Source organism: Alcanivorax sp. DSM 26293 (assembly GCF_900107995.1).
Classification (GTDB): domain Bacteria; phylum Pseudomonadota; class Gammaproteobacteria; order Pseudomonadales; family Alcanivoracaceae; genus Alcanivorax.
The window spans coordinates 144447-168139 of sequence record NZ_FNUM01000005.1 but is presented as its reverse complement, the minus strand read 5'-3'; the positions used below and the strand labels follow the sequence as shown (position 1 = coordinate 168139).

General features: G+C 60.9%; 22 protein-coding genes. 12 read left to right on the top strand and 10 right to left on the bottom strand.

The window, feature by feature from the left end; all coding sequences use genetic code 11:
* Positions 1-23 precede the first annotated feature (23 nt).
* The 7 genes from C4S63_RS10685 (at position 24) to C4S63_RS10655 (ending at position 9803) form a co-directional block, all read left to right on the top strand.
* Positions 24-1226: a zinc-ribbon and DUF3426 domain-containing protein gene (locus C4S63_RS10685; protein WP_103917541.1), complete on the top strand. Its 1203-nt coding sequence runs from the start codon at positions 24-26 to the stop codon at positions 1224-1226.
* Between the two features lie 247 nt (positions 1227-1473).
* Positions 1474-2514 (top strand): tRNA dihydrouridine synthase DusB, encoded by a 1041-nt coding sequence (gene dusB / locus C4S63_RS10680; RefSeq protein WP_063508533.1) that lies wholly within the window; start codon positions 1474-1476, stop codon positions 2512-2514.
* A 44-nt stretch (positions 2515-2558) separates the two neighbouring features.
* Complete coding sequence (gene fis, locus C4S63_RS10675) at positions 2559-2840, top strand: DNA-binding transcriptional regulator Fis (RefSeq protein WP_062815927.1); 282 nt, start codon at positions 2559-2561, stop codon at positions 2838-2840.
* 91 nt (positions 2841-2931) lie between these two features.
* Entirely contained in the window at positions 2932-4500 is a 1569-nt protein-coding gene (purH, locus tag C4S63_RS10670; RefSeq protein WP_103917540.1) for a bifunctional phosphoribosylaminoimidazolecarboxamide formyltransferase/IMP cyclohydrolase, read from the top strand.
* Between the two features lie 111 nt (positions 4501-4611).
* Complete coding sequence (gene purD, locus C4S63_RS10665; RefSeq protein WP_103917539.1) at positions 4612-5898, top strand: phosphoribosylamine--glycine ligase; 1287 nt, start codon at positions 4612-4614, stop codon at positions 5896-5898.
* Between the two features lie 82 nt (positions 5899-5980).
* Positions 5981-7036: a cyclic nucleotide-binding domain-containing protein gene (locus C4S63_RS10660; RefSeq protein WP_234999988.1), complete on the top strand. Its 1056-nt coding sequence runs from the start codon at positions 5981-5983 to the stop codon at positions 7034-7036.
* On the top strand, positions 7008-9803 hold the full coding sequence (locus C4S63_RS10655; RefSeq protein ID WP_103917538.1) for a hybrid sensor histidine kinase/response regulator: 2796 nt from the start codon (positions 7008-7010) through the stop codon (positions 9801-9803). The genes C4S63_RS10660 and C4S63_RS10655 overlap by 29 nt, the downstream gene beginning before the upstream one ends.
* On the opposite strand, the gene C4S63_RS10650 is transcribed toward C4S63_RS10655, so the two are convergent.
* Together C4S63_RS10650 and C4S63_RS10645 are read right to left on the bottom strand one after the other, a co-directional pair.
* A complete protein-coding gene (locus C4S63_RS10650; RefSeq protein WP_103917537.1) occupies positions 9742-10773 on the bottom strand; it encodes an AraC family transcriptional regulator in 1032 nt (343 codons plus the stop codon). The two genes, C4S63_RS10655 and C4S63_RS10650, sit on opposite strands and share 62 nt — an antisense overlap.
* Complete coding sequence (locus C4S63_RS10645) at positions 10760-12235, bottom strand: AAA family ATPase (RefSeq protein WP_103917536.1); 1476 nt, start codon at positions 12233-12235, stop codon at positions 10760-10762. The genes C4S63_RS10650 and C4S63_RS10645 overlap by 14 nt, the downstream gene beginning before the upstream one ends.
* Positions 12236-12358: 123 nt before the next feature.
* Between C4S63_RS10645 and coq7 the strand changes: the two genes are divergently transcribed.
* Positions 12359-13018 carry a 2-polyprenyl-3-methyl-6-methoxy-1,4-benzoquinone monooxygenase gene (gene coq7 / locus C4S63_RS10640; RefSeq protein ID WP_062815920.1) on the top strand — a complete coding sequence of 220 codons (660 nt, stop codon included), beginning with the start codon at positions 12359-12361 and terminating at the stop codon, positions 13016-13018.
* 307 nt (positions 13019-13325) lie between these two features.
* On the opposite strand, the gene speD is transcribed toward coq7, so the two are convergent.
* Positions 13326-14132, bottom strand: a complete 807-nt coding sequence (gene speD, locus C4S63_RS10635; protein WP_062815919.1) for an adenosylmethionine decarboxylase — start codon at positions 14130-14132, stop codon at positions 13326-13328.
* 124 nt (positions 14133-14256) lie between these two features.
* The gene (locus C4S63_RS10630; protein ID WP_103917535.1) at positions 14257-14682 is read right to left on the bottom strand and encodes an OsmC family protein; all 426 of its coding nucleotides are present in this window, start codon (positions 14680-14682) and stop codon (positions 14257-14259) included.
* A gap of 300 nt (positions 14683-14982) precedes the next feature.
* Between C4S63_RS10630 and crp the strand changes: the two genes are divergently transcribed.
* Complete coding sequence (gene crp / locus C4S63_RS10625) at positions 14983-15612, top strand: cAMP-activated global transcriptional regulator CRP (RefSeq protein ID WP_062815917.1); 630 nt, start codon at positions 14983-14985, stop codon at positions 15610-15612.
* Between the two features lie 291 nt (positions 15613-15903).
* Here crp and trpC read toward each other — a convergent pair whose 3' ends face one another.
* From trpC to trpE, 4 genes are read right to left on the bottom strand one after another with little or no spacing between them, the layout of a single operon-like run.
* The gene (gene trpC, locus C4S63_RS10620; RefSeq protein ID WP_062815915.1) at positions 15904-16698 is read right to left on the bottom strand and encodes an indole-3-glycerol phosphate synthase TrpC; all 795 of its coding nucleotides are present in this window, start codon (positions 16696-16698) and stop codon (positions 15904-15906) included.
* Positions 16699-16712: 14 nt separating this feature from the next.
* Positions 16713-17756 (bottom strand): anthranilate phosphoribosyltransferase, encoded by a 1044-nt coding sequence (gene trpD, locus C4S63_RS10615; RefSeq protein ID WP_062815914.1) that lies wholly within the window; start codon positions 17754-17756, stop codon positions 16713-16715.
* A complete protein-coding gene (locus C4S63_RS10610) occupies positions 17753-18355 on the bottom strand; it encodes an aminodeoxychorismate/anthranilate synthase component II (RefSeq protein ID WP_200819538.1) in 603 nt (200 codons plus the stop codon). The genes trpD and C4S63_RS10610 overlap by 4 nt, the downstream gene beginning before the upstream one ends.
* A complete protein-coding gene (trpE, locus tag C4S63_RS10605) occupies positions 18355-19848 on the bottom strand; it encodes an anthranilate synthase component I (RefSeq protein ID WP_103917534.1) in 1494 nt (497 codons plus the stop codon). The genes C4S63_RS10610 and trpE overlap by 1 nt, the downstream gene beginning before the upstream one ends.
* A 453-nt stretch (positions 19849-20301) precedes the next feature.
* On the opposite strand from trpE, the gene C4S63_RS10600 reads away from it, so the two are divergent.
* The 3 genes from C4S63_RS10600 to C4S63_RS10590 all read left to right on the top strand — a co-directional run bounded on the left by C4S63_RS10600 (position 20302) and on the right by C4S63_RS10590 (position 21866).
* The gene (locus C4S63_RS10600) at positions 20302-20763 is read left to right on the top strand and encodes an MOSC domain-containing protein (protein WP_062815911.1); all 462 of its coding nucleotides are present in this window, start codon (positions 20302-20304) and stop codon (positions 20761-20763) included.
* A 204-nt stretch (positions 20764-20967) separates the two neighbouring features.
* A complete protein-coding gene (locus C4S63_RS10595; protein ID WP_103917619.1) occupies positions 20968-21528 on the top strand; it encodes a DUF1415 domain-containing protein in 561 nt (186 codons plus the stop codon).
* Positions 21525-21866 carry a DUF3301 domain-containing protein gene (locus C4S63_RS10590; RefSeq protein ID WP_103917533.1) on the top strand — a complete coding sequence of 114 codons (342 nt, stop codon included), beginning with the start codon at positions 21525-21527 and terminating at the stop codon, positions 21864-21866. The genes C4S63_RS10595 and C4S63_RS10590 overlap by 4 nt, the downstream gene beginning before the upstream one ends.
* Before the next feature lie 15 nt (positions 21867-21881).
* On the opposite strand, the gene C4S63_RS10585 is transcribed toward C4S63_RS10590, so the two are convergent.
* On the bottom strand, positions 21882-22514 hold the full coding sequence (locus C4S63_RS10585) for a sterol desaturase family protein (RefSeq protein ID WP_103917532.1): 633 nt from the start codon (positions 22512-22514) through the stop codon (positions 21882-21884).
* Between the two features lie 93 nt (positions 22515-22607).
* Entirely contained in the window at positions 22608-23618 is a 1011-nt protein-coding gene (locus tag C4S63_RS10580; protein WP_103917618.1) for an AraC family transcriptional regulator, read from the bottom strand.
* Positions 23619-23693 lie beyond the last annotated feature (75 nt).

Below are 23693 nucleotides of genomic sequence, written 5' to 3'. Positions count from 1 at the left end.
CCAATAACAATCAGGCGAAAGCCATGGCCGCCCAATACAAAACCCGCTGCCCACACTGTGCAGCCCAGTTCAAGATCACCGAAGAACACCTGAAGCAGGCCCGCGGCGCGGTACGCTGCGGCTCCTGCCTGCAGATTTTTCAGGCCAGTGACTACCTGATTGATGGCCCCCCGGCCAAACAGGACGCCGCCGACGATCGCTGGGCAGGCGCCCTGGAAAGCAATGCAGGCAACGCCAGCGAAGACTCTCGGCAGACGTTCGATGATGACGATGACGGGGCCACCTCCAGCCTCAGCATTGAAGGTATGGAGCTGAGCGACTCCTTCATCAATCTGGATGAAGATGCCGCCGACTCCGGGCTCGGGGAAGATTTTTCCGACATGCAGGGCGCTGGCCGCGCCAGTCATAACGACAATGCGGATGAGGCCTGGGCCGAGGCCCTGCTCAAGGAACTGGAAAACGAAGACGATCCGCCAGCGAAACAGACCGCCAGCCAACCCGCCAGTTTTGCCCCCCGGGACAGCCAGGCCAGCCCGCCGAAAGCCACGGCACAACCGCCACAGGCCAAGAAAAAACCGGCCCCCAAACCGCCACAGGATGACGATGATGACAGCCTGTTCGGCGGCCTGGACCTGTTTGGCGACGACCTGACCGAAGAACCGGTCCCATTGTCGCAGCCGGTACGTGAGCGCGATACGCCCTTCCGCCAGCAACACGACTGGACGGGGATGCTCAAATGGGGCGGTCTGTCAGCCCTGGCCCTGGTGGTACTGGTAGCACAATACGCCTACTTCAATTTCGATGATCTGGCCCGTACCCCGCAATGGCGCCCCCTCTACCAACAGGCCTGCGGCGTGCTGGGCTGCCGGCTGCCCAACCGCACGGATATCAGTAAACTGCGCGGTGCCAATCTGGTCGTCCGCAGCCATCCCGACTACACCAACGCCCTGATCGTGGACGCCATCCTGTTCAACGAAGCCCGTTACCCGCAGCCGTTTCCAGAACTGGAACTGAGCTTCAGCGCCCTCAATGGTAATCCCGTCGCCAGCCGTCGCTTCAGCCCGGCGGAATATCTACGGGGAGATCTGACAAACATGGAGGCCATGCCGGTGAACACTCCGCTGCACATCTCCCTGGAAATTGTCGATCCGGGCGAGCAGGCGGTGAACTATAACCTGCGCCTGCTGCCAGCCGTGGATGCCAAGGAACGGGTGAGCCAGCGATAGCGGCCCTGACCCGATGCCGACGCCAGACGCCCCCGGCAGGATCAGCGAGTAACGAGGTACGAGTCTCGAAAAGCCAAACCGGTTTTGCCTTTCGAGACTCGTACCTCGCTCCTCGCAACTAACCACTCAGATAACACCACCGCACCCGCCTGAGCCCGAAATTGCGCATTTTTTACCCTGCGCCCTTTCATCCCCGCGCGCCGCTCACTATCATTAGCCCCCCTTAAACACATGCCATTCCGCCCCTATGCAAATCGGCCCATACACCTTGCCCAATTCGCTGATTCTGGCCCCCATGGCCGGCGTCACGGATCGTCCTTTCCGGCGTCTGTGCCGGGATCTGGGTGCCGGCCTGCTGGTATCGGAAATGGTGACCTCGGACACCCGTCTGTGGAACTCTCGAAAGTCACGCCAACGACTGGATCACAGTGGTGAGCCCGGGCCGGTGTCGGTGCAGATTGCCGGCGGCGAGCCGGCCATGCTGGCCGACGCGGCCCGCGCCAATGTGGATCATGGCGCCCAGATCATTGATATCAATATGGGCTGCCCGGCAAAGAAAGTGTGCAAACGCGCCGCAGGTTCCGCCCTGCTGGCCGACCCGGAGCTGGTGGCCCGCATCCTGGATGCGGTGGTCGCTGCTGTGGACGTACCGGTAACCCTGAAGATTCGTACCGGCCCCGATCGCGATCATCGCAACGCCGTGGAGATCGCTCGAATCGCCGAAGCGGCGGGCATCCAGGCCCTGGCCATCCATGGCCGCACCCGCGCGGACAAGTTCAACGGCGACGCCGAGTATGACTCCATCGCCCGGGTGGTGGCCGCAGTCAATATTCCCGTTATGGCTAACGGTGACGTGGATAGCCCGGAAAAAGCTAAACGGGTACTGGAATCCACCGGCGCGGGTGGTATCATGATCGGCCGCGCTGCACAGGGGAACCCGTGGATCTTCCGGGATACCCTGCATTACCTCGAGCACGGCTCGCTAGCCGCAGCGCCGTTAGTAACGGAAGTCCACGATTGCGTGCAACAGCACCTCGCCGAACTCCACCAGTTCTATGGAGAGTTCATGGGAGTGCGTATCGCGCGTAAACATCTGGGCTGGTACACGCAAAACCTGCCCGGTGGGGAAGACTTCCGGCGCGGATTTAACACACTGGAAAATGCCACCGATCAACGGTTGGCAATCGAGCAGTTTTTCCAACAGATAAACGCCACTACCGACCGGGTACGATTCGGTCGCTATGGCGAGGTGTCTGCCCGGAAGAAAAACGGAGCCTTGGCCGCATGACCCTTTCTTCAGTTAACACAGCCGCTGCACGGACACTCACTGAAATGAACACCGCTGAAGCACGAAAGCCGCACCTGACCATTGCGCGCAGTGAAACTCACGACACCCTGCGCAATTGTGTGCGACGTTCGTTAAACGATTATTTCAACCAGCTGGACGGCGAGCCGGTGAGCGAGCTTTACCAGATGGTGCTGGCGGAAATGGAAATTCCGCTGCTTGAGAAAGTGCTCGAGTACACCCGCGGCAACCAGACCAAGGCCGCCGAGCTGTTGGGCCTGAACCGTGGCACCCTGCGCAAGAAACTCAAGCAGTACGGTCTGCTGTAAGCACGACCGCGAAGATGAAGGGCAGTCCTTACTGCCCTTTTTTTGTTTTTAAATGAACCACTTATTCCAGAACGTAACTTGGTGAAACCCCATGAGCAACGCGGTTGAACGTGCACTGATCAGTGTTTCCGACAAGACAGGTATCGTCGAATTTGCAAAGGCCCTGGCCGAGCAAGGCGTGGAGATCCTCTCCACGGGCGGCACCTACAAGAAGCTGCAGGACGAGGGCATCGCGGTACGCGAAGTCTCCGACTACACCGGTTTCCCGGAAATGATGGCCGGCCGGGTGAAGACCCTGCACCCGAAAGTGCACGGCGGCATCCTGGGCCGTCGCGGCCAGGACGAGCAGGTAATGGCGGACAACGACATCAGCCGCATTGATCTGGTGGTGGTCAACCTGTACCCCTTCGAGGCCACCGTAGCCAACCCGGATTGCTCCCTGGAAGACGCCATCGAAAACATCGATATTGGCGGCCCCACCATGGTACGTTCCGCCGCCAAGAACAATGCCAGCGTCGGCATTGTGACCGCCGCTGCAGATTACCAGCGCGTTCTGGACGACATGGCAGCCAACAACGGCGCCCTGTCCGACACCCTGCGATTCGATCTGGCCATCAAGGCCTTCGAACACACCGCCGCTTACGACAGCGCCATTGCCAACTACTTCGGCAAGAAAGTCGGTGAAAACAATGACGACTTCCCGCGCACCATCAACCTGAACTTCGAAAAGACCCAGAACATGCGCTACGGCGAGAACCCGCACCAGAAAGCGGCCTTCTACACCGAACGCAATCCGGCACCGGCCTCCATTGCTACGGCCAAGCAACTGCAGGGCAAGGAACTGAGCTACAACAACATCGCCGACACCGACGCGGCGCTGGAGTGTGTGAAGTCCTTCACCAAGCCCGCCTGTGTGATCGTCAAACACGCCAACCCCTGTGGTGTGGCCGTTAGCCTGGACGGCATCGGCAAGGCTTACGACCTGGCCTTCGAAACGGATACCGAATCTGCCTTCGGCGGCATCATCGCCTTCAACCGAGAGCTGGATGCCGCCACCGCCCAGGCCATTGTCGATCGTCAGTTTGTGGAAGTGATTATCGCCCCGTCTGCCACCGATGAGGCACTGGCCATTACCACTGCCAAGAAAAACGTACGGGTACTGGTGTGTGGCGAGATCGACGGCCCGGCGACAGAAGGCCTGGACTACAAGCGCGTCAACGGTGGCCTGCTGGTGCAGGACCGCGACATCGGCATGATCACCGAAGGCGAGTTGAAAGTGGTCACCAAGCGCGCCCCTACGGAAGCCGAGATGCACGACCTGATCTTCGCCTGGAAAGTGGCCAAGTTCGTCAAATCCAACGCCATCGTCTACGCCAAGAACCGCCAGACCGTGGGCGTGGGCGCCGGCCAGATGAGCCGCGTCAACTCCGCCCGCATTGCCGCCATCAAGGCCGAGCATGCCGGCCTGCAGGTGGAAGGGTCGGTGATGGCCTCCGACGCCTTCTTCCCGTTCCGCGACGGTATCGACAATGCCGCCAAGGTAGGCATCAGCTGCGTGATCCAGCCGGGCGGCTCGATCCGCGACGAAGAAGTCATTGCCGCCGCCGACGAAGCCGGCATGGCCATGGTCTTCACCGGCATGCGTCATTTCAGACATTAAGCGGTCGGACGTCTGAAGTCGGACGTCTGACGACAAAACCGGGTTAGCGTCCGACGTCCGACGTCTGACCCGTCTCCAATAGAGACAACGTCAGAAGAGGCAGTAACCTCAATGAAAGTTCTGATCATTGGCGGCGGTGGCCGCGAGCATGCGCTGGCCTGGAAAGTGGCTCAGGCTGAGCAGGTAGAAAAAGTGTTCGTGGCACCCGGCAATGCCGGCACCGCCCGGGAAGCCGGGGTGGAAAACGTAGCCATCGACGTGCTGGACCAACCTGCCCTGCTGGCCTTCGCCAAGGACAACGGCATCGACCTGACCATCGTCGGGCCGGAAGCGCCGCTGGTGGAAGGCCTGGTGGATACCTTCCAGGACAACAACCTGAAGTGTTTTGGCCCCAGCAAGCTCGCCGCCCAGCTGGAGGGCTCAAAAGCCTTTACCAAGGATTTCCTGGCTCGCCATCACATCCCCACCGCCGCCTACGGCAACTTCACCGACATGGACGAGGCCCTGGCCTATGTCCGTAAACAGGGTGCCCCCATCGTCATCAAGGCCGATGGCCTGGCCGCCGGTAAAGGCGTGATTGTGGCCATGACTCTGGAAGAAGCCGAAGACGCCGTACGCGACATGCTGGACGGTAACAAGTTCGGCGACGCCGGCCACCGCGTGGTGGTGGAGGAATTTCTGGAAGGCGAGGAAGCCAGCTTTATCGTCATGGTGGACGGCAAGAACGTATTGCCCATGGCCACCAGTCAGGACCACAAGCGCGTCGGCGACGGCGATACCGGCCCCAACACCGGCGGCATGGGCGCCTACTCCCCGGCGCCGGTGGTCACTGATGCGGTCTACCAGCGCATCATGGACGAGGTGATCACCCCCACCGTGGAAGGGATGGCCGCCGAGGGCATGCCCTACACCGGCTTTCTTTACGCCGGGCTGATGATCAACCCGGAAGGCGCCCCCAAGGTCATCGAATACAACTGCCGCTTCGGCGACCCGGAAACCCAGCCGATCATGATGCGCCTGCAATCCGACCTGGCTGCCCTGTGCCTGGCGGCCCTGGACGGCAAGCTGGACCAGACCGAGATCCAGTGGGACCCGCGCCCCACCCTGGGTGTGGTCATGGCCGCCGGCGGCTACCCGGACAGCTACGACAAGGGCGACGTGATCGACGGCCTGGACCGGGCGGATTCCGACACCGTCAAAGTCTTCCATGCTGGCACCGCCGAGAAAGACGGCCAGGTGGTCACCAGCGGCGGCCGGGTACTCTGCGTGACCGGTGTCGGCGACACCGTCGGTGAAGCCCAGGCCAACGCCTATGCCGGTGTGAAGCAGATCACATGGCGCAACGCCTACCACCGCAAAGACATCGGTTACCGTGCAGTGGCCCGCGAAAAGTCATAAAGTAGTAGCAACTAAGAAGTAAGGGTGAGCCCGGCAGGGCTCATCCACCAATGCTGCACGTTTATACTGCCGGGGGTTAGCAATGAGCGATGTCGTCGCCGACATGTCTCGTCTCGAGAATTTCATTCCCTTTGACTGCCTGGGCGAATCACACCTGAAGGAAATCCAGGGCCAGATCGACGTCATCAAGATCGGTCCGGGGCGATTGCTGTTCAAACGTGGCCAGACCAGTGACAAGGCCTATTTTCTGGTGGAAGGCTCCCTGGACCTGACCGACGCCAGCTTCCAGGTGCGGCACTTTACCGCCGACGATGACGAGAATTACCTGGCGCTGGACAATTACCCGGAACACACCATCAACGCCATCAGCGCGGAAACCACGACCCTCTACGCCATCGACCGCAACAAGCTGGATCTGCTGATGACCTGGACCCAGGCAGCCGAATCCATGCTCGACGAGGATGATGACGAGAGCGAGCGGGACTGGATGGATGCGCTGCTGTCTTCAGAGCTGTTTTCCGCCATCCCGCCGGCCATGATTCACAGCCTGTTCGTGAAATTCGAGGAACGGGAAGTGCAGCTCGGCGAAACGGTGGTGCGCGAGGGCGAGGATGGCGATACCTTCTTCGTGATCAAGCAGGGCAAGGCCATGGTCACCCGCGCCAAAGGCGCCAAACAGGAAACCCTGGCAGCCCTCTCCGCCGGTCGCTTCTTCGGTGAAGACGCCCTGATCAGCGACAGCCCCCGCAACGCCACCATTACCATGACCAGTGACGGCACCCTGATGTGCCTTGGCAAGAAGGACTTTCAATCCATCCTGCAAGACTCGGTCATTCGCCACCTCAGTGAGGATGAGCTGGACACCATGGTGCTGGAAGCGGAAACCGCCTGCATTCTGGTGGATGTGCGGTTGCCCATGGAGTTTCGCCACGACCGCACCCCCGGTGCCCGCAACCTGCCACTCAACGAATTGCGCCGCGAAGTGCACACGCTGGAAAAGGATTTTTTCTATGTGGTGTGCGGTGATGGTCGACGTAGTGAGCTGGGAGCCTATATCCTCTCGGAAGCAGGCCTCAACGCCTATGTGCTGGACCGGGGAAAAGCGACGGATGCAAAAGAACCAACGGAAGTGGCCTGATTCGTTTTTATTCAGAGGAGCGCTGATTCTTCTGCTGGCCATGGTTGGCAGCCTCTGTCGGGCCAACCCGGAACCGCCGCCCCCCTTTGTGATCCACAGCCTGCCGGATCAGGCCCGCATTACCATCTACTCCGAGTACCTGCGCGACCCCTCCGGTGAGCTGGATATCCAGGCAGTCAGCCAGCATCCCGCCACGGCCGGTTTTCAGCCGGCCACCCGCTATATCGAGCGTCTGGGTATCCGCAATGGATACTGGTGGGTCCGCGTTGCCATCAAGAACGAGCTGGGCAACCAGAGCACCTTCGCCCTGCATCTGCGTGGCAATCCGGCAGCAACCCTCTACCTGCCGGATGGCAACGAGGGGTACCGCCAACTGCCCCCCCAGCAGCGCATTAGCGGCCGCGGCAGCAGCTTCCGGATAGACCTGCCCACCGGCGACACCCAGCTTGTCTATCTGCAATTGCCTCCCCGGGCCTACCTGACTTACGGACTGACACTGACCACCGTCAACGGCTTGCTTCAGACCCAGCAACAGCAAAACACAATCTACATGTTGCTGGCCGGCGCCCTGCTGATGCTGGCATTTTATAACCTGATTGTGGGCGCCCTGCGTGGCGGCGCCACTTACTACTACCACTGCGGCTTTATCCTCAGCATCCTGATGATCGGGCTGACCCTGGCGGACCTGCTCCCCGGGGATCTGAGTGAAAACAACCTGCTGCACCCGCGGCTGCTTTTTGCCGGCATGATGCTGGCAATGTGGTCGGCGAACGGTCTCTCGCGCAGCTTCTTCAACCTGTCCGAACAGACCGGCTGGCTGCAATACTCTACCCGCCTGCTGCAGGTACTGGCCCTGATCAATCTGCCCTTGACCATCATGCTGCCGCTGGCCGCCGCCGGCTACATCAGCTTTGCTCTGGTCACCCTGGCCACCCTGTTTCTGCTCACCATGGGCTACACCGCCTGGCACCGGGAAATCACCGGGGGAGGACTGTTTTTTCTCACCTCCCTGCTGATCAGCATCCCGGCCCTGGTGGTATGCCTGGCGTGCCTGGGGGTAGTGCAGACCGGGGCGGAACTGCCCCAGTGGTTACTGGGAGCCACGGTGCTGGAGGCTGTGACCCTGGGGATCGGATTGCGACTGCAATACAGCCAGCAGGCGCGCCTGAAGATCGAAAGGAAACGCTCAGAAGCCATTGCCGAGACCGTGGACAGCACTCGCCGGGAAACCCTGTCCCGGATCGGCCATGACATTCGTACCCCGCTGAGCGGCATCCTTGGCATGGCGGAAATCCTTGGCGACACGCCACTGACACCCAACCAGCGCGAGTGCGTGGGCGCCATACAGAATGCCGGCGACAACCTGCTGCGCATCATCAATGATGTGCTGGAGCACTCCCAGCTCTCTACCCAGGGCACAGACATCAACCACAGCACCCTGGACATCCATGATCTGGTCATGGAAGCCATAGACCTGTTCAAGGAAAAGGCCGAGGAAAAGCAGATTGAGCTGATCACCCATGTGCACACCAATGTCCCCACCCGGGTGATTGGCGACGCCGGCCGGCTACGGCAGATCCTCACCAACCTGATGGGCGCCCTGGTACGCCATGGCAGCCACGGAGAACTGGTGGTGGATGTGTCCATGGAGCCCACCGGCCAGGCAGACCGGGTTCGCTTCGGCTTCTCCGGCAGTGCCCTCAACGACGACATCCTCAAACGCCTGCGCAACACCCAAAACCAGCCGGAAAGCAGTCATCTGAGCCTGGCCATCGCAGAGCAGCTGGTGGAAGCCCTGCAAGGCCGCATGGGCACCCTGCAAGACCAGCGCGGCGCCCATTACTGGTTTGTGGTTCCCCTGCCGGCAGAAACCAGCGAGGCTCCCCCACCAGCCATGGTGGATACCCGTACCCTGGAAGGGAAAAGCCTGCTGGTGGTGGACGATTCCAGCACCGTGACCCGGGTGCTTCGTCACCATGCCCTGTCCTGGGGAATGCGGGTCACTGCCTGCCACGATCCCCGCGAAGCACTGGCCTCCCTGCGAACCCAGGCCAACATCAACGAGCCTTTCGACGTGGTGGTGCTCGACCACAACATGCCCGGCATGGACGGAATGCAACTGGCCGCCCGCATCCATGAAGACCCGGTGATCATGCACCCCACCGTGCTGGTGATGCTGACCGGTGTCAGTCTGGCACCCAGTGCGACCCAGGCCCGCAACGTGGGCATCCACCGTGTGCTGTCCAAACCGGTTTCCTCCCCTCGCCTGCGTCAGGTACTGGCCGAGGAGCTGGGTCAGGGCCATCGACCGGTTCCCGGCAAGACCGAGCACAAACCGGACCCGCAACTGCGCATCCTGGTGGCAGAAGACCATTACCTGAGCCAGAAGGTGATTCGCGGCATGCTTGGCAAGCTGGGCCTGAAAGCCGACATTGCCTCGGATGGCCAGGAAGCCCTGTCACTGGCGGAAAAACACCGCTATGACCTGATCCTGATGGATTGCGAAATGCCGGAGATGGACGGCTTCGAAGCCACCCGGCGCATTCGCCAGTTCGAGCAGAAGCAGGGGCTGCCGGCGGTCCCCATCGTCGCGCTCACCGCCCATATCCTGCGCGAACACAAGGAGCGCAGCCTGGCGGCGGGCATGAACGCCCACCTGCCCAAGCCGGTGGAGCTTAACGTGCTCCGGGAAACCCTGGTGCGCTTTACCCGCCCCGACGCCACTGATTCGGACTTGTCCCTCGCCAGCGACGAAATGCCCGACTGAACGAGCTGGACTCGGCAAAGCCCAGCAACAGTGCGATCTCGGTGAGCGACAGGGCCGAATCCTGAAGATACAACTCCGCCAGACTCTGACGTAAGCCGTCCAGAATGTCCGCAAAGCGCAGGGAGCGTCGTGCCAGCCGGGCGCTGAGCGTGCGGGCCGCCATGCCCAGACTGTCCGCCACGGATTCCAGCGACGGCTCCCCATCCGCCAGCTGCTGATAAATCCGCGCACGCACGGCACTGACCAGATTGCTATTGATGTCGAAATCGGCGAGCAGGTCACGGGCTTCCCGCTCCATCATCAACGACAACCCCGGATCCGCCGATTCCAGCGGCAACGCCAGATACTCCGCGGGCAATTCCACCCCGTCGAAGTCTGCCGAGAACCCCACCGGCGCATCGAAAAATGCCCGATAACGCTGTTCATCATCCGGGGCCCCGTGCCGAAAGCAGACCTGACTGGGGGCCAGCTCCCGGGCTATCAGCGGGCGCATGAACGCCACCCAACCGGTCACGGCCGCCTCGGTGAGATAACGGGCAGGCTCACCGGCCAGAGGGCATTGCCAGCTCAGGCGGACCCTGTCTCCATGGTGAGAAAGCCGGGTCTCCCCCAGCTTGCCGGACAGGCTTTCAAAGCGAATCAACCGGTCAATGGCCTGACACAGATCACGGCTGGCCAGAATCACGTAACCGAGCACCTGATAGGAGCGGGGCTTCACCCGCTTGCCGATTTCGAAACCCAGGCCCGCATCGCCACTGGCCTGCAGGATCACCAGAAACAGTCGCAGCACATCCACCAGTGGCAACAATTGTCCCGGCTCAGAGAATGGCGCTTCGCTGAGCCCGGCCTGCTGCAGCACCACGTCCCGGGACAAACCGTAATGCGCCAGTAGCGGTGGCAACACCGCATCCACATAGGCAGCGCTCAGGCTCTGGTCGGACCCGGCCAGGCCGGGGTCAAGCACCGGCATGGACCGCCCTGCCCTGGCACCACTGACGCAGGCGCGCCAGGGATTCTGCCATGGTCACCGACAGCGGTACGGTGGCCGCCAGTTCCGCTTCCAGCAGCGCCTGATCCAGAACCCCGTCAGCAGCCCCTGCGCTGTAGAGACCGGCCACCACAGCCTGCTCGATTTCTGCTCCGGTAAACCCGTCGCTGTGCTCAGACAGGGCAGGCAAATCGAACCAATCCACTGACAGGCCGCGTTTTTCCAGATGGATCTGGAAAATCACCTCGCGAACCGCCGGCGACGGCAGGTCCACAAAGAAGATCTCGTCGAGACGGCCCTTACGAATCAGTTCCGGTGGCAGCCGTTCGATATCATTGGCCGTGGCCACCAGAAACACCTGGCTCTTATTTTCCGCCATCCAGGTGAGCAGGGTGCCGAGCACACGCCGGGAGGTACCGCCATCATTGTCACCCACGGCGATGCCCTTTTCGATTTCGTCGATCCACAACACACAGGGTGACATGGTCTCCGCCAGCTCCAGCGCCTCGCGCACGTTACGCTCGGACTCACCGAAAAACTTGTTGTAGATGGCGCCCATGTCCATGCGCAGCAGCGGCAGCCCCCACAACCCGGCCACCGCCTTGGCCGCCAGGCTCTTGCCACCGCCCTGCACGCCCACCAGCATGATGCCGCGGGGGCTGTCGATCCCATTCTGGCCATGAAACGCTTTCTCCCGTTTCCCCAGCCAGTCCTTCAGCCCTTGCAGCCCCCCCACGCTGGCGAAGCTTTCCGTGTCGTACTCGTAGCTGAGGACGCCGTCCATTTCCATCAGGGCAAACTTGGCCTTGTTGATGTCCGGCAAGTCCGCCTCGGTGATGGCTCCATCATGGATAATGGCACCCCGGGCCAGTTTGCGGGCGTCCTCCACGCTCAAACCGCGCAGATTGCGCACCAGACGATCCAGCGAGGCACGGTCTGCCCGCACTCGCTCGCCTTTCTCCTGTTTGAAACGACGGGCCTCATCCTGAACGATGTGTTCCAGCTGCTTCTCGTCGGGCATGGACAGGGAAAACCGGGTGCAATAACGGCGAATCTCCGGGGGAATGGAAAACTGGTGGCTGATCAACACCAGGGTGTGGTGCAACCGCTCATGGTGCAGGGCGATCTCTTTCAGCAACCGGGTATGACGCGGCTCGTCCTTCAGAAACGGATGCAGATCGCACAGGGCGTAGATGCCCGGTTCATTGGTACCGCGAATCTGTCCCAGCAGCGCATCCGGTTCCACGGTGTGTTTCTGACTGGGGGCATCTTCAAACTCCAGCCGCCGCAGACCATCCACCACATTCCAGGCAAACACCGGTCGCCCCTCACGCATCCCCAAACGGCGTATCAGGTCCAGGGCCCGCAACTCCTCCCAGGTCTCGATGACCACGATGGGGTAGCGGGATTCCAGCAGCATTTTCAGGTCGTTCAGGTCACTCATTTGTTATCATTCTTCACAGGTCACTGTCAGCGCTATGCTAGCATGAAGACTGACACTGTTTTGTAGCGCCACGATACCTGCACCCCGAGGTGTATGCCGTGGCAAACCGTATTGGAAGCCCCCATGAGCGAACGTCGACTGTCACCGCTGGATAAACTGCTGGCCCGGGCCGATAACGCCCTGCGCACGTTGACGCCAGGCACCATCCAGGCGGAACGGAAACCCGCCCATGCCTCCCCGGCGCCGGATGCCCCGGAGGCCGGCACCCTGCCCACGGACAAACGCCGCCATGTGCTGGGGCTCATGCGCATCAACCATACCGGCGAAGTCTGTGCCCAGGCCCTGTATCAGGGACAGGCCAGCACCGCCAGCCTGCCCCATGTGCGCCATGCCATGGAGGAAGCGGCCCGCGAGGAAGAAGACCACCTGGCCTGGTGCGAAGAACGCATTCGCGAACTGGGCGGCGTCCCCAGCAAACTGAACCCGCTGTTCTACGCCATGAGCTATGCGGTGGGCGCCACCGCCGGCCTGGTCGGTGATCGCTGGAGCCTGGGCTTTGTGTCGGAAACGGAAAATCAGGTGGTCAGACACCTGGAGTCCCACCTGTTCCAGGTTCCGGAAAGCGACCTGCGCACCCGCGCCATTCTGGAACAGATGAAAAGCGACGAACTCAAACACGCAGTCACCGCCAAGGACGCCGGCGGCGCCGAGCTCCCCCCACCAGTGCGCCACGCCATGACGCTGATGAGCAAGGTGATGACGTTCACGACTTACAGAATCTGATCGGCGCGCTGAAAAAGCACCTGTAGGAGCGCCTCTTGAGGCGCGAACCGAGCCTTGGCGAGGCAACCCTTCAAAACCCTACTGATCTCTCTATCGAAACTCTGTCACGGTCTGGAGTGTTTGATCTCCCGTGCTTCGCACGGTTCGCGCCTCAAGAGGCGCTCCTACAGCGGCTTCGAAAGAGGAGCATGTCCATAAAACGCAAGAGGCCGCGCCCAACCTGTGGGCGCGGCCTCTTTGCTTTCTACTACAACTGACGATGGGCGCGAACTGTTAACTATTCACTATTAACTGTTAACTGCCCTTCTTATCCCATATTACGGCTGTAGAAGATCTCCAGCATCTCGGTGCGCAGGCGCTCCTCGATCTGCTCCAGTTCTTCCTTGTCGAACTCGTCGCTGCCGGCACCGAACAGATAGTTGTCGATGTCGAAGTCCTTGAGCAGCATCTTGGTATGGAAGATGTTCTCCTGGTACACGTTCACGTCGATCATCTGATAGGCGTTCTGGGTGTCTTCGGTCAGGAAGTTCTGGATCGAATTGATGTCGTGATCAATGTAGTGCTTGGTGCCGTCCAGATCCCGGGTCATGCCCCGCACCCGGTAGTCGATGGTGACGATATCGGAGTCGAAGCTGTGAATCAGGTAGTTCAGGGCACGCAGCGGAGAAATCACCCCGCAGGTGGACACATCCACATCCACCCGGAAGGTGGAAATGCCGTTATCCGGATGGGATTCCGGATAGGTGTGCACCGTCACATGGCTCTTGTCCAGATGCGCCACCACGGAATCCGGCAGCGGACCCGGCGCTTCCTCATCCCAGTCGGTACCGTCCGGCGGCGTCTCATGCTCAGCGATCAGCATGGTCACACTGGCGCCCTGGGGATCGTAATCCTGACGAGCCACGTTGAGCACGTTGGCACCGATAATCTTGGTCACATTGGTGAGAATCTCCGTGAGCCGCTCGGCATTATACAGCTCGTCAATATACTCAATGTACTCCTTGCGATGCTGTTCCGTCTTCGCATAGGCGATATCGAAAATATTGAAACTCAAGGATTTGGTCAGGTTGTTGAAACCATGAACCGTAATCTTGGGATTGGGATCTTTCACCACAGCTGTACCCCGTAGGCGTCACCGCCACAATAGAACCAACACACCACCGCAGCGTCTGCGGTTACCTGTTTGCGAGACCTCATGGTCTCTCCGGCTTGCGCCGGACACCTTGACCGGCCAGGGGTCAAGCTTCCTGGCCCTCAATGGTATAACTATGGGTGATCTCAACACCACCTCGGGTCAGCATAATGCTGGCCGAGCAATACTTCTCCGCCGACAGCTCCACGGCCCGCTTCACCTGGGCCTCTTTCAGGTTATTACCGCTGACGATGAAGTGCAGATGAATCTTGCTGAATACCGCCGGCCCCTCATCCACACGCTCCGCGGTCAGCTCGCAACGGCAGTCTGTCACGTCCTGGCGGGACTTCTTGAGGATATGTACCACATCAAAGGAAGAGCAGCCGCCGACACCCAGTAACAGGGTCTCCATGGGACGCGGCCCGCGATTCTGGCCACCATGGTCCGGCGGTCCATCCATGAGCACCGTATGGCCGCTTTCTGTCTGCGCTTCATAGCAGGCTTCGCCCTGCCATTTAACCACTGCTTTCATGGGGAATCTCCCAGCTTCCAGTCACCGCTCCGGGCCGGTATTTTCCAGCCCCGAAAGGGGGCGCAGAGTACCATAGCGCGGGGGCGCCGCCACCCCCTCAGGGGGCCGGATCGCAGATAATTTTTCCTGCCCGGCCCCCCGATCCATCCCCTGCCTATCCGGTGCCGGTCAGCCATAAGCCACCGTTGAGCCTGTGAAAATTGAGAGTGAGAGCCAGTTCCCTTGGCATCAATGATAAAAACAGGCAATATCCTTACGCTTATCAGCTAAGACATTTTTCTGGCTTAATATTGAGCGCCCATGACTGACGGCAACAAAATTATTCCAAATCTGGACCAGTTTCTGGCCCACTGCCATCGCCGCAAGTATCCGGCGAAGAGCACTATCATTTATGCGGGTGATGAATCGGATGCGCTTTACTACATTCTGAAGGGCTCCGTGACGGTCATGATCGAAGACGACGATGGTCGCGAAATGATCATGGCCTACCTGAATGAAGGGGATTTCTTCGGTGAGATGGGGTTGTTCGAGAATGATCCCTCCCGTTCGGCCTGGGTGAAAGCCAAGAGCGAGTGCGAAGTCGCGGAAGTCAGCTACGGCAAGTTCAAACAGCTGGCCCGGGAAGACGCCGACATCCTGTTCGCCGTCTCCGCCCAGATCGCCGGCCGCCTGCGCGCCACCACCCGCAAGGTGGGCGACCTGGCGTTTCTGGATGTCACTGGCCGCGTGGCCGGCACCCTGCTGGACCTGTGCAAACAGCCCGACGCCATGACTCACCCGGACGGCATGCAGATCAAGGTCACCCGCCAGGAAATCGGCCGCATCGTCGGCTGCTCCCGGGAAATGGTCGGCCGGGTTCTGAAGAACCTGGAAGAACAGGGCCTGGTGTCCGTGAAAGGCAAGACCATGGTGGTTTACGGGACGCGGTGAAGAGCAATTAACAGTTAATAATGAATAGTTAATAGCTGCGCGTCGAACACCTTCAGGTACGGAAAACCAAGAGGCCGCGCCCAGATGATGGGCGCGGCCTTGTTGTATCTGGCACCCTGCCTCGCTGTCGCTCGGTTCGTCCCCTGGAAGGGAACTCCTACAGCGGCTTCGCAGGTAAGGGTTGTTCAAACAGAAAGGCCGCACCCACTTAATGGGCGCGGCCTCAAACATTCTCTGCCCGGCACCAACCAGGCCCCGCGCAGCTGTTAACTATTCACTGTTAACTGTTAACTAAAAAAACAGCGACTTCAGCGCCGCCCCCGGATCCTCCGCCCGCATAAAGGCTTCGCCCACCAGGAACGCATTGATGCCATTCTTGCGCATCAGCTTCACGTCCTCCGGGGTGTGGATGCCGCTTTCGGTGACGATCATGCGGTCGCCGGGCACTTTTTCCGCCAACGCCAGGGTAGTGTTCAGGCTGGTCTCGAAGGTGTGCAGGTTACGGTTGTTGATGCCGATCAGCTCAGCATTGAGATTCACTGCCCGCTCCAGCTCTTCCTCGGTATGCACCTCCACCAGCACATCGCAGCCGGCCTGCTGGGCGGCGTGATAGAGCTCGCTCATCTGCGCATCCGACAGGGCTGCCGCGATCAGCAAAATGGCGTCGGCCCCCATGGCCCGGGACTCGAAGATCTGCCAGGGGTCGATCATGAAGTCCTTGCGCAGCACCGGCAGGTTCACCGCGTTGCGGGCGGCGCGCAGGTAGTGTTCATCCCCCTGGAAGAAGTCCTTGTCGGTGAGCACCGACAGGCAGGCGGCACCGTTTTTCTCATAGCTGCGGGCAATCTCCACCGGATCGAAATCATCCCGGATTACACCCTTGCTGGGAGAGGCTTTCTTGATCTCCGCGATCACCGCCGGTTGGTGGTCGCGCACCCGGTCAAACAGGCTGGCGATAAAGCCCCTGGCCTTGCGCTCGTTGTCGGCCATGGCCTCCAGCTCGCCCAGGGTGTAGTTGTTTTTGCCGACGGCGATTTCTTCCTGCTTGCGGGCAATGATCTTGTCGAGAATGGTGCCTGTGCTCATAACCGCTCTCCTTATCAGTCTGCAGCAGTCAGTGCCGTGGAAAACTGGGCCAGCTCACGCATGCGCTCCGCTGCCTCTCCATTGTGGATCAAGTCTTCCGCCATGCGTACCCCCTCTTTATGGGTCCGGGTAATCCCGCTCACATAGATGGCCGCCCCGGCGTTCAGGGCAATCATGTCCGCCGCCTTGCGGGCGGCATCGCTGCTGCGCTTGCCAAAGGCGTCGCGAATCAGGGCCAGGGAGGCATCGGAGTCGGTCACATCCAGGCCCACCAGTGAATCAGAGTCCAGCCCCAGGTCTTCCGGGGTCACCGCGTATTCGCTGATTTCCCCGTTACGGAATTCCGCCACATGGGTCCGGGTGGCCAGGCTGATCTCGTCCAGGCCATCCTTGCTGTGCACCACCATCACGTGCTCGGCACCGAGACGGCCCATGACTTCCGCCATGGGTCGGCACAGCTTCTCGGAGAAGACCCCCAACACCAGGCGCTGGACGCCGGCCGGGTTGGTCATGGGCCCGAGGATGTTGAACAGGGTGCGCATGCCCAGCTCCTTGCGCGGCCCCACGGCGTACTTCATGGCCTTGTGGTGATTGGGGGCAAACATGAAGCCGACGCCCACATTGTCCACGCAGCTGCCGATCTGTTCCGGGGTCAGATCCAGGGCAATACCGGCGGTTTCCAGCAGGTCCGCCGAGCCGCTTTTTGAGCTCACCGAACGCCCGCCGTGCTTGGCCACCCGGGCCCCCGCCGCCGCCGCCACAAAGGCACTGGCGGAAGACACGTTGAACAGGTTGGCACCGTCACCGCCGGTACCGACAATATCCACCAGATACTGGCGATTCTGCACCGGCACGGCGGTCACCAGCTCACGCATGACCTGCACGCCTCCGGTAATCTCATCCAGGGACTCGCTTTTCATGCGCAGGGCCACCAGGAAGCCGCCAATCTGGGCGTCGGTGGCGCCACCGGTCATGATCTGACGCATCACCTCCTGCATCTCGTCCACGCTCAGATCAATCTGCTCGACCACCTTGGCCAGGGCCTGCTGGATATTCATGCGGCGTCCCCTTGTTGTTCGTTGTTCAGGAAGTTCTCAAGCAGGGCATGGCCATGCTCACTCAAAATGGATTCGGGATGATACTGCACCCCTTCGATAGGCAGGGTCTTGTGGCGCATGCCCATGACCTCGTCCACGCTACCATCTTCGTGGCAGGTCCAGGCGGTCATTTCCAGGCAATCCGGCAGACTGTCCTTTTCCACCACCAGGGAGTGATAACGGGTGGCCGTATAGGGCGACGGCAGGTTGCGGAAAATGCCCACGCCACTGTGGTAAATGGGTGAGGTCTTGCCGTGCATCACCTGACGGGCGCGCACCACCTTGCCACCGAAGGCCTGGCCAATACTCTGGTGGCCCAGACAGACTCCCAGAATCGGCAGCTTGCCGGCAAAGTGCTGAATCGCCGCAATGGAGATGCCCGCCTCATTGGGGGTACAGGGCCCGGGGGAAATCATCAGCCGATCCGGGTTCAGCGCTTCGATCTCGTCGATGGTGATCTGATCATTGCGGTGGACCAGCACCTCGGCACCCAGTTCCTGCAGGTACTGCACCAGGTTGTAGGTAAAGCTGTCGTAGTTGTCGATCATCAGCACACGCATTACCGCTGCCCTCCGTCTTCCAGGTTGAGGCCACCCAGTGCCAGATTCACTGCCCGGAACACGGCCCGGGCCTTGTTCATGGTCTCGTCCCATTCGGACTGGGGCACCGAGTCGGCCACAATGCCTGCGCCGGCCTGTACGTAGAGGCGCTGGTCCTTGACCACGGCGGTGCGGATGGCGATGGCGGTATCCATGTCGCCGTTGAAACCGATATAGCCCACGGCGCCGCCGTAGATGCCACGCTTGGTGGGTTCCAGTTCGTCGATGATTTCCATGGCGCGGATCTTCGGTGCTCCGCTCAGGGTGCCTGCCGGGAAGGTGGCACGCAGTACGTCCAACGGCCCCAGGCCATCACGCAACTCGCCTTCCACATTGGACACGATATGCATCACGTGGGAGTAGCGTTCCACCACCATCTTGTCGGTGAGCGTGACCTTGCCCGGTTTCGCCACCCGGCCCACATCGTTACGGCCCAGATCAATCAGCATCAGGTGCTCGGCGATTTCCTTGGGGTCCGCCAGCAGGTCCGCTTCCAGAGCCTGGTCTTCCTCGCTGTTGGCACCGCGCTTGCGCGTACCGGCGATGGGCCGAACCGTGACCGATCCCTGCTCCGCCCGGGTGAGAATCTCCGGGGAAGAGCCGGCAATATGGAAATCGCCCAGATCCAGATAGAACATGTACGGCGACGGGTTCAGATAACGCAGTGCCCGGTACAGATCCAGCGCCGGCGCCTGGAACGGGCAGCTCATGCGCTGGGCCGGCACCACCTGCATCACGTCGCCGGCGAGAATATACTCACGCACCTTCTCCACGCCGGCCTTGAACTGGTCTTCCGGGAATTCGCTGCGGAAATCGCTTTCGTCCACCGGCTCGCCGTACACGGTATGCTCCGGCTCCGGCAGGGGCGCACGCAGCTGCGCCTGCAGCGCATCCAGACGCTGTGCCGCCTGCTTGCCCGCATCCCCGTCACGGGGGTCCACATGCACCACCAGGAACAGGGCACCGCGCAGATTATCGAACACCACCACTTCTTCGGAGCGCATCAGCAGGATATCCGGCACGCCGAGCACATCCTCACCGGGGGCCGGACCCAGCCGCGGCTCGAAATAGCGCACGCTGTCATAACCGAAGTAGCCCACCAGGCCACCGTTGAAACGGGGCAGCCCGGGGATTTCCGGTGAGCGATACTGCTGACGGTAGTCTTCAATCCACTGGATCGGGTCGGCGACCTCGGTGGTGGTCTCGCCCTGTTCATTGCTGACATTGACGGTCTGGCCGGTGATGCGGATCACTTCCGTGGCCGGCAGCCCGAGAATGGAATAGCGCCCCCAGCGCTCGCCGCCCTGAACGGATTCAAACAGGTAGCTGTAAGGCCCCTGGGCCAGTTTGCGGTAGGCGGTCAGCGGCGTATCCAGATCCGCCAGCACCTCGCGTACCAGCGGCACCCGGGTATAGCCCTCTTGGGCATAACGATCCAGTTGCTGTTGTGACATGGTTGTCCCTATTGGTCTTCGCTCGGCCATTCAAACGCACAGGCCGACAAGTGCAACGATTGTAGAGGAAAAACAAGGCAAAAAGGGCGTGTCCGTGCACCGGGCACAGTCACAAGGGGAGCGTCACCATCGCCAGCTGGCGGGTGAGGAAAGGAAGGCAAAGCTGTTGATCAGGGCACGGTCCAAGGGGGACGTCCTTTCTCAAACGTGAAGATGGAGAGAATTCTAGCGAATGACAGCGCCCGACGCCAGACACTCCCCCCAGGCATGCCCCCGTTGGAGCCTTGCTCGCAAGGCGAAGGTTTCAGTGGGCACCAGGACGGATTCATCCCTTCGCCTTGCGAGCAAGGCTCCAACGGCTATCGCCCCCTTAACAACGGTGGATTCAGGCGCGTTTTGATAGACTATCGCTCGAATGCCCGTGTCAGCCTCCGGCCAGAACCCAGGAGCCCCATGAAAGTCCTCGCCTTGTTCACCGCCAGCGAATCCCGCGGCCCGGTAGAAAGCCAGCCCGCCGTGCAATTGCGCGCCGGTTGCGGCATCGTTGGCGATCGGCATTACCGGCGCAATGCAAAGCCCGCCGAACAGATTACCCTGATCGAATCCGAAGCCATCGCCGACTTCAACCGGGATCATCAGCAGCGGGTTGAACCCCACATTCTGCGCCGCAATGTGCTCACCGAAGGGGTGGACCTGAATGCCCTGGAAGGCCGGGAGTTTTTGCTCGGCAACATCCGCCTGCGGGGCATCGAACTGTGCGAGCCCTGCTCCGTGGTGGGCAAGCTGCTGGCCGGCGACCTGACCCCACCCCAGGTGGTAAAGGCCCTGCTCGGCCGGGGCGGCCTGCGTTGTGAAATCCTCTCCAGCGGCGTAGTGCGGGTGGGCGACCCTATTGTGACGCCTGAAGACGCCTGAAGCCTCTGGGGCAACTAACAGCCCGTCGCGAGAAGCGAGTTTCGAGGAGCGAAAACCAACGGCAGTTTGCCTTTCGAAACTCGTACCTCAGACCTCGCTGCTGAGTCATCAAACCGGTGCCTCCTCTCGCATTACGCATTCCGCCCGACGGCCACACGAATCCATGCTACCCTCGCCCTTTTACTACCTCGTAGCCCAATGAACATGCCTGCTTCCGATACCATCATCGCCGACACTCGCCAGTGGCTGGAACAGATCGTCGTCGGCCTGAACCTGTGCCCCTTTGCCCGTAAACCCCTGAACGCCGGGCAGGTGCACTTTGCCGTCAGCGACAGCCGCAATGTGGAAACCCTGCTGGTGGATCTTTATGACGAGCTGGAACGGCTGGATCGCACCCCCGCCGAGCAGATCGACACCACCCTGCTGATCATTCCGGATCAGCTGGATGATTTTCTCGACTACAACGACATGCTCGATCTGGCCGACGGCCTGCTGGAACAGCAGGGCTGGGAAGGCACCTTTCAGATTGCCAGTTTCCATCCGGCCTATCAGTTTGCCGATACGCAGGTGGACGACCGCGAGAACTTCACCAACCGGGCCCCCTACCCGATCCTGCATATCCTCCGAGAAGCCAGCCTGGACCGGGGCCTGGCCAGCTACCCGGACCCGGAGCAGATTCCCGAGCGCAACATCGCCACTCTCAACGGCCTCAGTGACGACCAGTGGCGCAGCCTGTTCGGCAACCTGACAGGACGGGCTCCATGAATCTGGATCTGACCGACATCGGCCTGGTCACTGCCGTGATAGTGATCGCCGCCCTGTTCTGGCGTTCCCATGGCATCCGTGAGCGGGCGCTGATCTACACCCGGCGATTTTGCGAGCGGGAAGAAGTGGAGTTTCTGGATGATACCGTGGGGCCGGAAAAACTGGCGCTGATCAAAGACCGCCACGGCAAACGGCGTATCACCCGCATCTACCGCTTCGAATTCACCGTCACTGGCGGCGAGCGCTACCCGGGCCACACCTATGTGCAGGGAGGCCAGGTACAGCGGGTGGAGCTACCGCCCCACCGCTTTACCCCTCCACCGGATCAGATCCATTAAACCCTGTTAACAACCCTAGGCCGCATCCACCTCGGTCGCCTGGCTATCGTGCAGACGCTGCGCTTCCAGCTCGCGGTTTTCATCCAGCCGGGTAAAGGCCTTCGGCAAAACACGGCGGACCACCCGGTTAACGGGCTTTTCCAGCCACTGGGGGAGGTTCATACCCAGGGGGTTGGTTTCTGCGATATCCGACTCACCAATAACCCGGGTGCCCATGATGTAGTCGAACCAGGGCCGCGTCACACACCAGTTGGCGTCCTGGTTGGTGTTCATGTGGTGGTCGTAATGCCAGGGCAGGTTTGCTTTCGCCCATTCCGGGTCCAGATGCGCCTTGCTGTGCTTATGCCAGTATTGCCAGGCGCCATAGTACACGCCGACGGTAAAAAAGGGCGCCACCACCACGGTAGGCGTGAACACGACACAGAGTCCGATCAGCGCCGCCTTTTCATTGAACATTTCCTGGTCTTTCCACATGGATTGGGTGTAACCCTCGTCCTCGAAACCATTAAGGCGGGCACGCTTGTGGTGGCGAATATGGGTAAAGAACGGACTATTCCGGTGCTTTCGCGGGAATTCGTGCAACCACACCTTGTGGGCGTACCACTCGAAGGCGTTAACGCTAAGCAATGCGACGGGAAAACCGAGCATGGGAAGACCTCATGGATAACCTGTTGCCGGCTATCCTGCCCAATTCCACTCCGATCGATTTGATCCGCAGGGCAGTAATCGCCGTCACCAGGATCAAGAATCCGGGTTTTCCGACTGCTTGCGTTTGCGATAGGCGGAGGGGGTTTCCCCGGTCCAGCGCTTGAAGGCGCGGGTAAATGCCGCCGGTTCGGAGAACCCGGTGAGGTAGAGAATCTGGTCGATGGGTTCCTGGGTGCGCGCCAGCAAGCGCCGGGACAGACGCTCCCGGTAACCGGTCAGCAGCTGTTTGAAGCTGGTCCCGGCCTCCTCAAGCTCCGCCCGCAGCGCCCGAGGCTTGCGGCCAACCCGCGCAGCCAGCGCATCCAGGGACGCATCGCCCTGCTCCAGCAAGCTGCCCAGCTCCCGCTCCAGGGTGAGCAGGAAATCCTGGCGTGCCAGATCGGCCATCTTCTGCAAGGCCAGTTTTTCATGCACCGCCAGCAGCTCCGGCTCCGCCGCAGGCGAGGCCCGGTCCAGCAGGGCAGCGGGGAACACCAGCGCCCCCTCTTCTGCCCCCAAGACCACCGGACACCGGTAAACACTTTCGTAAAGGGTCCCACTGGCGCCTTCGGCATGTTCAAACTGGATATGCTGTGGCTGGAAGTCGCTCTCGGAGACATGGCGCAGGAAGCGCAGAACAATGCAGGTCGCACATTCCAGATAATGACGAACCGGATGACTGAGCCCGGACAGGATTGCCCTCTCGCCCTCCACCCGCAGCTGGAATTGCATGGCGTCGGTCATCAGCCGGCTGTAACGCAGTGCCCGCTCCAGGCCCTCGCCGAAAGTGGGGCTACTGAGAAACAGATACTCGAGAACCTGCCCCCGCCATGCCGGCAGCATACCGCCGATGCGCAGCCCGATATCCGGATCGCCGCTAACCTTTTCGGCCGCATCCCAGAAGCGTTGCTGGGGAGAGTTGATACGCCGCTGGGAGCGATCCGGCGGTTCGTCAGGCATACCGACACTGGCAAAGATGGCGGCGCAGTCCAGGCCGGCCTTGCTCATGGCCTGGTAGGTCATCCACAGAAAAGTACCGTTATCGCTGGCAGGTATATTGCTCATGGCACAAGTATACGGGGGCGTGTGCAGGCAGGCACGCTGCATCCACACGCCCAGGCCTCCGCAGCCCGAATGCCA